A 12,587-nucleotide genomic window follows, 5' to 3' on the forward strand; every position below is an offset into this window, starting at 1 on the left:
GGCTATTACGAGCCAGCTTTTTATGAGGCGAATAAGTAGTTCAATTCTTTCTAATAGGGTATTTGAAAAGTAAAAAAGAAGCCATCCCCCCGGATTGAGCTTCTTTTTTTCTTATAACTAACTAAACTATGTGGTAAATATACTCTCAAAAGGAGAAGCTGCTGCCTAAATTAGACGAGCTGAATTATGATACCGTTGGAGAGGTATTTTCTTTCAGTAAAAGGCTATTACGAGCCAGCTTTTTATGAGGCAAATAAGTAGTTCAATTCTTTCTAATAGGGTATTTGAAAAGTAAAAAAGAAGCCATCCCCCCGGATTGAGCTTCTTTTTTTCTTATAACTAACTAAACTATGTGGTAAATATACTCCCAAAAGGAGAAGCTGCTACCTAAATTAGACGAGCTGAATTATGATACCGTTGAAGAGGTATTTTCTTTCAATAAAAGGCTATTACGAGCCAGCTTTTTATGAGGCGAATAAGTAGTTCAATTCTTTCTAATAGGGTATTTGAAAAGTAAAAAAGAAGCCATCCCCCCGGATTGAGCTTCTTTTTTTCTTATAACTAACTAAACTATGTGGTAAATATACTCTCAAAAGGAGAAGTTGCTACCTAAATTAGACGAGTTGAATTATGATACCGTTGAAGAGGTATTTTCTTTCACTAAAAGGCTATTACGAGCCAGCTTTTTATGAGGCAAATAAGTATTCAATTCTTTCTAATAGGGTATTTGAAAAGTAAAAAAGAAGCCATCCCCCCGGATTGAGCTTCTTTTTTTCTTATAACTAACTAAACTATGTGGTAAATATACTCTCAAAAGGAGAAGCTGCTACCTAAATTAGACGAGCTGAATTATGATACCGTTGAAGAGGTATTTTCTTTCAATAAAAGGCTATTACGAGCCAGCTTTTTATGAGGCGAATAAGTAGTTCAATTCTTTCTAATAGGGTATTTGAAAAGTAAAAAAGAAGACATCCCCCCGGATTGAGCTTCTTTTTTTCTTATAACTAACTAAACTATGTGGTAAATATACTCCCAAAAGGAGAAGCTGCTACCTAAATTAGACGAGCTGAATTATGATACCGTTGAAGAGGTATTTTCTTTCAATAAAAGGCTATTACGAGCCAGCTTTTTATGAGGCGAATAAGTAGTTCAATTCTTTCTAATAGGGTATTTGAAAAGTAAAAAAGAAGCCATCCCCCCGGATTGAGCTTCTTTTTTTCTTATAACTAACTAAACTATGTGGTAAATATACTCTCAAAAGGAGAAGTTGCTACCTAAATTAGACGAGTTGAATTATGATACCGTTGAAGAGGTATTTTCTTTCACTAAAAGGCTATTACGAGCCAGCTTTTTATGAGGCAAATAAGTATTCAATTCTTTCTAATAGGGTATTTGAAAAGTAAAAAAGAAGCCATCCCCCCGGATTGAGCTTCTTTTTTTCTTATAACTAACTAAACTATGTGGTAAATATACTCTCAAAAGGAGAAGCTGCTGCCTAAATTAGACGAGCTGAATTATGATACCGTTGAAGAGGTATTTTCTTTCACTAAAAGGCTATTACGAGCCAGCTTTTTATGAGGCAAATAAGTATTCAATTCTTTCTAATAGGGTATTTGAAAAGTAAAAAAGAAGCCATCCCCCCGGATTGAGCTTCTTTTTTTTAATAAATAACTAAACTATATATGGCAAATATAGTGTTGAATACCACTATTTTTTAATCCATTTAGATTGATTGCCCCATAGTATGGATGAGATGCATGGTATTTTCAATAAATGGAAATTAATACTTTAATATAATAGCTGGAATGTCTAGTTTTGATTGAAGTTAATATAAAAAAAGAAAGAAACTTATTTAATTAGCATAAGCTTCTTTCCTTATAAAAACAAAACTATATAACAAATATAGTTTAAGAGGTTCGCTTTTTCTTATAAGGAAGTTCAATGGGTAAAAAGTATCGATAAAAGGCGGTTTTCTTTCTATAAATAAAAGTAAGAGAAAAGAAGGAATAAAGACATGCCATTTTAAAAGAATATAAAAAGTAACTTTTTGGATATGAATTTTTCTAGAAGCCTCAGACGGTTAGGAGGATAGTCTTATGAGATAGTAGAGCGCTTTAAATAAGAAGAACGCAACTGGTTTGAAAGTATTTAGAGCGCGTAATGGTATAAATTTATACAAAAAAGAAAGAAACCAGCCTTTTAGGCAAAGTCTCTTTCTTAATGAAAACAAAACTATAATGCATAAATATAGTTAGTACTGAGAAAGTTTTTTATAGTAATAGTTAAAGAGGTTAAAAGTATCGTTGGGTAGTAGGGGGCTTGGTATGAAAAGAGTTTAAGAGGATTCATAGTTTTTATATTTATGAAACGAAGTGCTTGGATTTATTAGTTGTCTCTAAAATGAGAAAAGAAGCTGTCCCCCCGGATCAAACTTCTTTTCTTATAACTAACTAAACTATAAGATAAAAATAGCTAGAAATAAGTCTTTATTTTACGAATATTAGTCCAAATAAAAGAAACTATCGACGAGTTGCACTCATTTTCTAACAACAAGTAAATACGTCAAATAATAAGGAGTTATTGCAATGGTTTTAAAAGCTATAAAACTTAGTTTTTGAAAGCATATTCAATAATGTTACTTCCCATTTGAAGCGCTTTTTGTCGTACATGTTTAGGATTATGATGTACTTCAGAATCTTCCCAACCATCACTAAGATCACTTTCATAATCATAAAATACAATTAACCTACCTTCATAAAATAGGCCAAAACCTTGAGGCGGCTTTTTATCATGTTCATGAATCTTAGGCATTCCCTTAGGAAAAGAAAATGTTTGGTGATATATAGGATGTTCTTTAGGGATTTCTTGAAGACTTAACATAGGAAATAGTTTTTTTAACTCTCTTCGGATATGTTTATCGAGTCCATAATTATCAGAAATATGTAAAAAGCCTCCAGACATTAAATACATTTTTAAATTTTGAAGATCTTCATCAGAAAAAAAAACATTTCCATGCCCCGTCATAAAAAGGATAGGGCAGTTGTATAAATCTTCGCTATCAGGAGTAATAGTTAGGATTGTTTTGTTAATTTTTGTATGTGCATATTGATTTGAAAACTCAATCAAATTAGGAAGGGCAGTAGGATTGGCATACCAATCACCTCCACCATGATATTTTAAAATAGCTACCTGTTGTGAGAATGAGAAAAAAGAAAGCAAAAGGAAGGAAATAAGAAATAAAAAATTCTTCATGATTATCATACTAGTTTGTATGCAATATAGGAATATTTATAACAAAAAAGACACTATCATACGAATAGTGTCTTTTAATAACTTTCCCTTCTACATTGAGAATAAATCCCATTAGTTTGTTAGCTAATTTCCCTTCAAAAATTTAAAGCCCTTCAATACTTTAAAATAATAATCTTAGATTGTTAAGACTTTTCCAAATGTAGATAAGAATTCCGATAAGAGAGTCCGAAATCATCCAATTTGGACGTTTTCGGACTACTTTCAGAAAAGTATTTTACTAAATATGCAAGTTTTTGTATCGTTCAGGGGTACAATTCATATGTTTTTTGAATACCGCATAAAAAGAAGATTTGGAGTTAAACCCAGACTCTAACCCTATTGAAGTAACAGTGTATTGTTCATATTTTGAAGAAGTTAATAATTCCTTCGCTTGATTCACTCTCATTTGATTAATATAGTCCACAAAACTCTTGTTAGCATTGTTATTTATAATAGAAGATAAGGTACTAGGGCTAAGGTTTAAATCTTTTGATAAATTTTGTAAAGTGTACTTTGGAAGCAGAAATTTCTTCTTGCTTTTTATAAAAAGGTCGATTTTTTGGAACTGATCGTGCTGTTTTTCTGCTTCTTCACTAATCGTATCACTTACATCAATAGTATCATAAACAACATTACTATTCGTGGCTAAAAAAGGCAATGAGTTTCTAATTTGCTCTCGCTCTTTTAAAATTCTTAGCTGAACAAAACCTTGATAGCCTAGCCAATAAGTTAAAATGGTGGTTGCAATACGAAGAGGATAATAAGAAAATAAAAAACCACTAAAATTTAAATTAACTTTTATGACCAAAGCAGTTATCCAAAGCAGGTACATTATAAAACCTATTTTAAAGAAACTATAAATCCATTGCAAGTCATCAAAGGCTAATATCTTAGGAAAAAGTTTTTCTTTTTTATAAAGTGTATAAAAAGAAAAACTAAAAATGCCAATAGAAACTAAGAGGCTGAAAATTTCTTCAAAAGAAGTGTATTTTTCATATAAAAAATCAAGTTCAGTGTTGGTTGCTTTATCATTGAAATAAAAAACAAAAGTAATTTGCGATGCAATTGTTAAAATAAAAATGGGAGCTATATACGTTAAAATATTAAAAGATCTTTCAGCAATGTCTAAATAATGAATTAAAAACATATAAAAGAAAGGAGCTACTAAAAAATGCCAAGGAACTTGTATATAATCGAGCATAAATTTATGTTGAAATAAATGCTCTGCTAGTGCCCAAGATTGTATGTTGTTTAGAGAAATAGAGAGTATTAGTAAGTTAAGAAATAGCATACTTCTATCTTTCCCATTTTTAGAACAAAAAAGGATAAAAGAAAAAACAAAGCCATGTATAGCACTTACTAATAGGAAAAGATTAAATAAATCAGTAGTATTCAATTGTAAATAAGTTTGTTAGGGAGGTAAAAATACGAAATATTTTATTGATTAATGAAAGCTATGTTTTGCACAGCCATTAGACCAGCGGTTTCAGTTCTTAAACGGCTTTTTCCTAAAGAAATGGCTAGGAATCCTTTTTCAATAGATTGTTGTATTTCTTCTGAAGAAAAATCACCTTCAGGGCCAATAAAAATAGTAAGCTTCTCAGTGGGAGTAACTATATTTTTCAACAATGTTTTATTTCCCTCTCCACAATGAGCAATACATACCTTTTCATCAAAATCTTGTTGTATGAAGTCAGTAAATTTTAGAGGTGGGTTTAATATAGGTATTGTGTATTTTAGTGACTGTTTTGCGGCTGCATGGATGATTTTTTCTAATCGCTCCATTTTAACTATTTTTCGTTCAGAGTTTTGGCATATGATAGGCGTAATTTCATCAATGCCAATTTCAGTAGCCTTTTCTAAAAACCATTCAAGGCGATCGTTATTTTTGGTAGGAGCAATAGCAACGTGTAAATAATAATTCCAGTGCTTTTCTTTTTGCTCTGTTTTGACAATAGCAGCAATACATTTTTTATCACTAGCAATAGTAATTTTAGCGGTAAACAAGTACCCTTTACCATTAGTAATATGTAGCGTATCTTGCTCTTTTTTTCTTAAGACTCTAACAATATGTCTGCTTTCATCTTTACTAAAGGTAATTAGCTTAGTGTCTTTTAAAATTTGAGGATTGTAAAAAAGTTGCATTATAATTTTAGTGTATAAGTTCTTCTTCTTTTATGTGTTATAGGGTTGAAATCTTTCCAGAGCTTATTAATGGCTTCATTATCTTCTAGTTCAGGTGTTCTGATACAGGTTTGAATACCTTTTGGAGCAAAAGTTTTTGCGTATTCATCAAATATGATAGCCGTAACGCCTTTGTTTTGGTAATCAGGATGCACACCAATTAAATAAAAAGTAACATCTTTAGCATTTTTTCTTGCTTTTAACAGGTGAAACAAACCAAAAGGAAAGAGTTTTCCTTTGGCTTTTTGCAAAGCCTCAGAAAAGGAAGGCATGACAATGGCAAAGGCAGCAATTTTATGATTTTGGTCTAGTACAAATTTAATATATTCAGGATTGATGAAGCTGATGTACTTTTTTTTGAAATATTGTATCTGCGCATCTGAAATAGGAACAAAAGTAGAAAGTTTTGAATACGACTCACTAAATACCTCAAACATTTCATCAACATAAGGCATAATATCTTTAGTAGCAGAAAAATTAAGAGCTTTTAATTGGTATCTTTTCTTAATAATGTTGGCTATTCTAGCATAGTAAGCAGCATTTACATTTTTAAACTCAAACTTGTTTTCTAAATATTCCTTTTCCTTCTGGAAGCCAAGGGCTTCTAAATGATCTTTATAATAAGGGTGGTTGTACCATGTAATCATGGTACCAATATGATCAAACCCTTCTATTAAAACGCCGGTTTTATCTAAATTGTTAAATCCAATAGGGCCTTCCATATATTCCAAACCATTTTCTAGCCCTATTTCTTTAACTTTGTTAATAAGTGCTTTAGAAACCTCAAGATCATCAATAACATCAAACCAACCAAAACGTACTTTTTTTAGGCCTTGTTGCACTACTTCATAATGATTGATGATGATGGCAATGCGTCCCACAATTGTATTATTTTTTAAAGCAATAAAAAAGGAAGCGTTAACATGTTCAAAAACAGGGTTTTTAGTTTGGTCAAAGTTTTCGAGTTCCTCTTTAATAATAGGAGGTACCCAGTATTTGTTATTTTTATAAAGTGAAAAAGGAAATGTAACAAATTGTTTCATTTCCTTTTTTGAAGTTATTTTTTTTAGCTGAATCATACAGCAAATGTAAGTCATTGTTTATTCTTTTTCATTCTCCTGCTCTTTTTCCTTTTCTTTTTTTTCGAGTTCCTCCTCTTTTTTAAGTTCCTCTTCAAGTTCTTTTATTTCTTTTTCAAGCTTTTCAGCTTCTTCTTTTTTCTTTTTTTCGTCATTAAACTTTTTTTCTAGCGCTTCCCCTTCCAATGCTTCTTGTTCTTTTTTAAGTTTCTTTTCAAGTTTACGTAACTCTTTCTCTGCTTTTCTTTTTTCTTTTTCAGCCTTTTTTAAAGCCTTCTTTTCTGCCTTTCTTTTTGCTTTTTTTGCTTTTCTTAAAGCTTTTTCATTTTCTTTAATAGTTTTCTTCTTAGCCTTCTTATCATCTTTAATAATACCATCTACCAATGATTTTTGTCTTTTTCTTTTAGTGTTCCCTTGTGCCTTTTCAGCACCTTCTTCATTCGGGGTAATATCTAAAGGCACCTTATTTTTAGGTTTCCCTTTAAAAATGGAACCAATTTTATGCAATAATCGCCCAAAGAAATTCTTATTTTCTTTATACTTAGTAGGCTTATTTTCTTCAATTTTGTTGCCAAGTTTATCTATTTCTATAAACTTATCCACGTGTTTGTTAATTCTATAAGAAACACCAATACTGGCATAGTACCCAATATTCTCTTTTAAATAATCTCCTCTTACAGAAGCATTTATTTGCAGATTTTGATTGTACAAATACGCAACTCCAGCACCAATTCTATTATGGATCTCATACTTTTTAAAAATTTGTTGAATTTCAGCAAAAGCAGACCAATAATCATTATAATTATAGGTTCCAGAAAGCACATAAGAAAACTCAGTAAAATCACTACCAATATTATTATAAAACACATTGGTAATCATATAAAGCTTATGTGAAAATTCGTTTTGTAAAAGCAGGCCAACTCTAGGAGTAATTCCTCCTTCATTATGATAATCTGTTAAAAAGCTTCCGAAATTAGCCCCCGCATAAATTCCAATATGAGGAATCCAACGCTTCCAATCAAAAGAATGCTTAGCTTTCCAGCTTCTTATTTCTTTAGATTTATCTGTATAAGTAGGAGTATAGATCAAATATTTAGCACCTAAAGTAAACCTACTAAATCCTGTTTTATTAAAAGAAAAAGATTCAACAACATTTCTAAAAGCAATATTATCTTTTTCAAAAGTAGTATTTAAATTGAATTCAAGTCGCTCACTAAGAAAGCTCGTTCTAAAAAGTAAATTAAGTCCTAAAGCTTTCGGATTGCTAAAAAGAGGTGTGCTGTTAGCCTTTCTAAAAAATAAACTAGTTTCAAATTGGTAAATTCCCGATCCAACACTATATGGGCTTTCTGAAACCCCAGGGCGATTAGAGTTTATAACAGTAGTATATTGCGCATTTACCAATAATGGAGAAAGAAGAATAAATAATAAAAAAAGTTTTTTAGCCATGCTTTAAAATCAATTTTTTAGCAATTATACAAACATACTGTAAAAATATGAATACTCATATAAGTTTTATAAACTCTTAACGCAACCATTTACTTCAAATTGTTATTTTTGATTATTTTTTATGAACTTTATTTATTTATGATAATTATAAACGAAGCGGGACCTATGAATTTTTTACGAACAATATTCTTTATTATTTTAATATACTACGCATTTAAATATTTAATGAAGTTATTTGGACCTTATTTAATGAAAAGGATGGTGAGTAAAATGCAAGAAAAAGCCAATGCTCAATTTGGGCAGCAAGAAGCAAATATTACTAAAGAAGGAGAAACTGTAATAGATAAGAAACCAAAAAGTAATAAAGGAAGTAATAACTCCGTAGGAGAATATATTGATTTTGAAGAAATAGACTAAAAAAACTATGAAATTAAATAAATTTATACCATACATCATAGCAGTAGCTATTTTTGCAATAGCATCATTAATATATTTCAAACCAGTACTTAGTGGGAAAGGAATTAAGCAAGGAGACATTACCCAGTTTATAGGAATGTCTAAAGAGCTTAACGATTATAGAGCTAAAAATAACAAAGAACCTTATTGGATAGGAAGTGCCTTTAGCGGTATGCCTTCATACCAAGTAAGCGCTTATTATCCGAATGATTTTATAAAGTATGTTGACAAAGCGCTACGCTTTTTACCAAGACCAGCAGACTATTTGTTTTTATATTTTATAGGTTTTTTTATTTTACTAATAGTATTGAAAGTTGATTGGAAGCTTGCCATTATAGGAGCATTATCTTTTGGGTTATCTACCTATCTCATTATTATATTTGGAGCAGGTCATAACGCTAAAGCACATGCAATAGCTTATATGCCAGTAGTTATAGCAGGGGTTTTATTAGTTTTTCAAAAGCGTTATTTGTTAGGCTTTTTAGTAACAGGAATTGCTATGGGCTTAGAAATAAATACGAACCACCCGCAAATGACTTATTATTTAGGTTTTATCCTTTTAATATTAGGTATTGTTGAATTAATAGAGGCTATAAAAGTTAAAAAGCAAGCTGTTTTTATACAACAAGCAGCAATTATCTTGACAGCATTGGTATTAGGGTTGGGACTAAATGCTACTCGCTTATTATCAATGAAGGAGTATGCTGACTATAGTACAAGAAGTAGCTCAGAGCTAACGATTACCCCTGATGGAAGTCCGAAAAAGAAAAGCACAGGGCTTTCCAATGAATACATTACTGAATACAGTTATGGAATCGCAGAAACCTTTAACCTATTTATTCCTCGTTTTATGGGGGGAGGTACCATAGAAAAATTAGAAGAAAATTCAGAAACGCATCAATTTTTAGCTCCAAAGGTAGGAGTGGGGCAAGCCAAGTATATTACAGATCAGGCATTTACCTATTGGGGAACTCAACCCATTGTAGAGGCACCTGCTTACATAGGAGCTATCGTGTGTTTTCTTTTCTTTTTAGGTATCTTTTTAATTCAAGGAAAAATAAAACATTGGTTAGTTGCTGCAACGATATTTTCAATTATAATGAGTTGGGGTAAAAATTTTTCAATACTAACCAATTTATTTATTGATTATTTTCCATTGTACAATAAGTTCAGAGCAGTTTCTTCCATTCAGGTTATTGCAGAATTGTGCATTCCATTATTAGGAATATTAGCCCTAAAAAAGTTTTTATCATCAGAAGTCTCTTTAAAAGAAAAGGAAGGCGCTTTAAAAAAAGCAGCGTATATATCAGGAGGAATCGCTCTCTTTTTTGCGCTTTTCGGAACCAGTCTATTTCCATTTGAAGGGCTTAGAGATGGGCAATATTTATCTATGGAAAAGGAATATGGTTTAAATGGACTATTAGATGCAATAATGGCAGACAGAAAATCAATGCTATTTGATGACAGTGTACGATCTTTATTACTAGTAGCCATTTCAGTAGGAACATTATGGTTTTTTCTAAAAGGGAAAATAAAACAAATTCCTGTATTCCTGATTTTAGGAGTTTTAATAATAGTAGATCTTGTATCTGTAGATAAAAGGTACGTAAATGAAGAAGACTTTACTACAATAAGGAAAGTACAAAAGCCATTTACAGCGTCCAAAGCAGATCAACAAATTTTAAAAGATAAAACGTATTACCGAGTAGGTAACTTTACCACCAATCCTATGATGGATGGAAGCACCTCATACTTTCATAAATCAATAGGGGGGTATCATGCAGCAAAGATGCGACGCTATCAAGAGCTTTTTGATTATCAGATAGCTAAAAATAATAGAGAAGTACTAAATATGCTCAATACTAAATACCTGATAGTAGGAGAGGAAAAAGTACAAGAAAATCCAGCAGCCAACGGAAACGCATGGTTTGTAGAAAAGGTGATTATAGTAAACTCAGCAGATGAAGAAATAAAGGCATTGAGTAGTATAAACACTAAAAAAGAAGCTGTTTATAATAAAAATTTAAGTAAAGAAAACGTTGAGTTTCCTAGAACGATAGATACAACTGCTACCATAGTATTAGAAAAATACTCCATTAATGAACTGGTATATAAATCCGTATCCAAAGAAGAGCAATTTGCTGTTTTTTCAGAAATATATTACAAAGATGGTTGGAAAGCATATATTGATGGAAAGGAAACTCCTTACTATAATGTAAATTATGTACTTAGAGGATTAGTTATTCCTAAAGGAAATCATACCATTAGGTTTACATTTGAACCCACCATTATAAAAGAAGGAAATACCATTACATTACTATCTTATGCGTTACTCTTTATAATACCTATAGGTTGGTATTTCGTCAGAAAGAAGAAAACTACTTAAGACTATTTAAAAAAGCAGAAGGGGTACTTCCCTTTTGCTTTTTAAAAGCTCTTGTAAAAGCAGAAGCATTTGTATAACCAACTTCTTCCGCCAGTGCCTGAATGGCATACTTTCTATAAGTAGCATCTGTTTCCAATTTTTTAACAATATAGTCAATTTTAAGCTTTGCATAATATTGCTTAAAAGACATTTCTTTGTTCTTATTGAAAATAAAAGAAACATACGTAGAGTTTGTTTGTAGCTTATCAGCAATTACATTAATAGAAAAAGTAGGAGCTAAAAACTCAAAAGAAGTATCTATTCGTTCAATTTCAGCCAATACCTCTTCCTCCAGAGCCTTATCAATATTATATTCTTTTTTAGCAACCTTTTCTTCATTGGGTTTGTTATTTATTTTACGTACAAGTACTTCCTTTTCTTTTTTTTCCTTTTTGAAGAAAACGAAAAGAAGAACACCAGAAATCCCAATAAAAATCCCAAAAAAATAAAATATCTTATACTTACTCTTAGTATTCTTATCAACAATTAGCTCGTTCAAGGCCCTTGCTCTTTCAAAATTATTCTTATACAATAAAGGGTACGTTTCTTCTTTGCTATGTTCGGTAACATTAAACTCATTTAAAGTAAGTTTTGAGTATTTAAAAGCGCTGTCAATTTTACGAAGCTTATGGTATTGGTTAGACAAAATATCATACACCCTAATTAAATTACTATGGGTAGATTTTGCTGTTTTATCATTCAAAAATGCATTGGCGTACTGAATGGTAGAATCAGCTTGATTCAAATGAAAAAAGCAAATGGTTTTTTGAAAGGCTTCATAACGATGATAATCATACCCATTGCTAATACTAGAAAAAGAATTAATCAAATCAATAGCTTTTTGATACTCTTTTTTTGCTACCAGTACATTTGTTTTTCTAAAATGGTAAATAATTTCAGAATCTTTATGAATAGGAGTAAACTCTTTTGTAGCAGCAAATGATTTATCAAAATAATAATTAGCAGAATCTAAATATACAGCATTTGGAGTTTTTTCGTTAAGTGCTAAATAAGTATCCCCTAAAGAATTAAAAAGGTTTGCTTTCCATCGTATAACTGTTTCATCTTTTTTAGTATTGATTAGTCCTGAACGACTTGTTGTAGCATAAGCATTTATTAAAATTGATTTGGCCTCCTCATGCATGCCTAGTTTATTTTTTATAGCGGCCTTATTGATAATGATACCTAAATTATCACGAAAATTTTGAACGCTCTTTGTAGGGTGTTCTCTGATCGCCTCTTCGCAGTTAATAAGGCATTGGTAAGCTTCTTTAAAGTTTTCTAAGTTTTTATGTATCCAAAACAATCTGTTAAAGCATAATATCTTCGTATCAATTAAGCAAGAAATATTTTTTTTAGTAGCAATCAATGTATGCAATCGATTCAGCAATCTTAAGCAAACCTCCTTCGATTTTGCATATTCCTTTTTTTTATAATAAAAATAGCTAATTTCAGAAACAGCATTAATACTGAAGCACACATCAGTACTTTTTGCTAATTTACTAGCATAGAAATACAAACTATCATTATTAACATCTCTATAAAAGGCCATTTTTTTAGCATAAAAAGTATCTGTATCGTTAGTTTGAGCAATTAATTGGTAGCAACTACCAATAAAAAATAAAAGAGTCGGGAGGAATTTCTTAACCATTAAAAATGAACTATTCATTATAATTTTCAGGAGAAGGGGATACGACGACAAA

At 30.9% G+C, this 12,587-nt stretch carries 8 protein-coding genes; 2 read left to right on the forward strand and 6 right to left on the reverse strand.

Translation table 11 applies throughout. From position 1 onward, the window contains the following. Nucleotides 1–2,607: 2,607 nt before the first annotated feature. The 5 genes from MARIT_RS05450 to MARIT_RS05470 form a co-directional block, all read right to left on the reverse strand. Nucleotides 2,608–3,252, reverse strand: coding sequence for a DUF4159 domain-containing protein (locus MARIT_RS05450; protein WP_100212002.1), 645 nt, complete (start codon nt 3,250–3,252; stop codon nt 2,608–2,610). Nucleotides 3,253–3,529: 277 nt separating this feature from the next. Next, complete coding sequence (locus MARIT_RS05455) at nt 3,530–4,492, reverse strand: helix-turn-helix domain-containing protein (RefSeq protein ID WP_162288605.1); 963 nt, start codon at nt 4,490–4,492, stop codon at nt 3,530–3,532. Nucleotides 4,493–4,728: 236 nt separating this feature from the next. Continuing rightward, on the reverse strand, nt 4,729–5,436 hold the full coding sequence (locus MARIT_RS05460; protein ID WP_100210987.1) for a 16S rRNA (uracil(1498)-N(3))-methyltransferase: 708 nt from the start codon (nt 5,434–5,436) through the stop codon (nt 4,729–4,731). After that, complete coding sequence (locus tag MARIT_RS05465) at nt 5,436–6,554, reverse strand: GTP cyclohydrolase (protein ID WP_100210988.1); 1,119 nt, start codon at nt 6,552–6,554, stop codon at nt 5,436–5,438. Before MARIT_RS05465 ends, MARIT_RS05460 begins: the two co-directional genes overlap by 1 nt. Nucleotides 6,555–6,575: 21 nt before the next feature. Further along, nucleotides 6,576–8,003 carry a transporter gene (locus tag MARIT_RS05470; RefSeq protein WP_100210989.1) on the reverse strand — a complete coding sequence of 476 codons (1,428 nt, stop codon included), beginning with the start codon at nt 8,001–8,003 and terminating at the stop codon, nt 6,576–6,578. Nucleotides 8,004–8,168: 165 nt separating this feature from the next. On the opposite strand from MARIT_RS05470, the gene MARIT_RS05475 reads away from it, so the two are divergent. Continuing rightward, the gene (locus tag MARIT_RS05475) at nt 8,169–8,420 is read left to right on the forward strand and encodes a DUF4834 family protein (RefSeq protein WP_024742361.1); all 252 of its coding nucleotides are present in this window, start codon (nt 8,169–8,171) and stop codon (nt 8,418–8,420) included. Nucleotides 8,421–8,427: 7 nt separating this feature from the next. Next, a complete protein-coding gene (locus tag MARIT_RS05480) occupies nt 8,428–10,845 on the forward strand; it encodes a YfhO family protein (protein ID WP_100210990.1) in 2,418 nt (805 codons plus the stop codon). Here the strand turns inward: MARIT_RS05480 and MARIT_RS05485 are convergent. Next, a complete protein-coding gene (locus tag MARIT_RS05485; protein WP_157926199.1) occupies nt 10,838–12,553 on the reverse strand; it encodes a helix-turn-helix domain-containing protein in 1,716 nt (571 codons plus the stop codon). The genes MARIT_RS05480 and MARIT_RS05485 overlap by 8 nt on opposite strands. Nucleotides 12,554–12,587 lie beyond the last annotated feature (34 nt).

This window comes from Tenacibaculum maritimum NCIMB 2154, assembly GCF_900119795.1.
Taxonomy (GTDB): domain Bacteria; phylum Bacteroidota; class Bacteroidia; order Flavobacteriales; family Flavobacteriaceae; genus Polaribacter; species Polaribacter maritimus.

Bases quoted from the DNA above. Each gene is read 5' to 3' on its own strand.
- MARIT_RS05450 (WP_100212002.1), bottom strand. From the start codon at position 3,252: ATGAAGAATTTTTTATTTCTTATTTCCTTCCTTTTGCTTTCTTTTTTC.
- MARIT_RS05455 (WP_162288605.1), bottom strand. From the start codon at position 4,492: ATGCTCGATTATATACAAGTTCCTTGGCATTTTTTAGTAGCTCCTTTC.
- MARIT_RS05460 (WP_100210987.1), bottom strand. From the start codon at position 5,436: ATGCAACTTTTTTACAATCCTCAAATTTTAAAAGACACTAAGCTAATT.
- MARIT_RS05465 (WP_100210988.1), bottom strand. From the start codon at position 6,554: ATGATTCAGCTAAAAAAAATAACTTCAAAAAAGGAAATGAAACAATTT.
- MARIT_RS05470 (WP_100210989.1), bottom strand. From the start codon at position 8,003: ATGGCTAAAAAACTTTTTTTATTATTTATTCTTCTTTCTCCATTATTG.
- MARIT_RS05475 (WP_024742361.1), top strand. From the start codon at position 8,169: ATGAATTTTTTACGAACAATATTCTTTATTATTTTAATATACTACGCA.
- MARIT_RS05480 (WP_100210990.1), top strand. From the start codon at position 8,428: ATGAAATTAAATAAATTTATACCATACATCATAGCAGTAGCTATTTTT.
- MARIT_RS05485 (WP_157926199.1), bottom strand. From the start codon at position 12,553: ATGAATAGTTCATTTTTAATGGTTAAGAAATTCCTCCCGACTCTTTTA.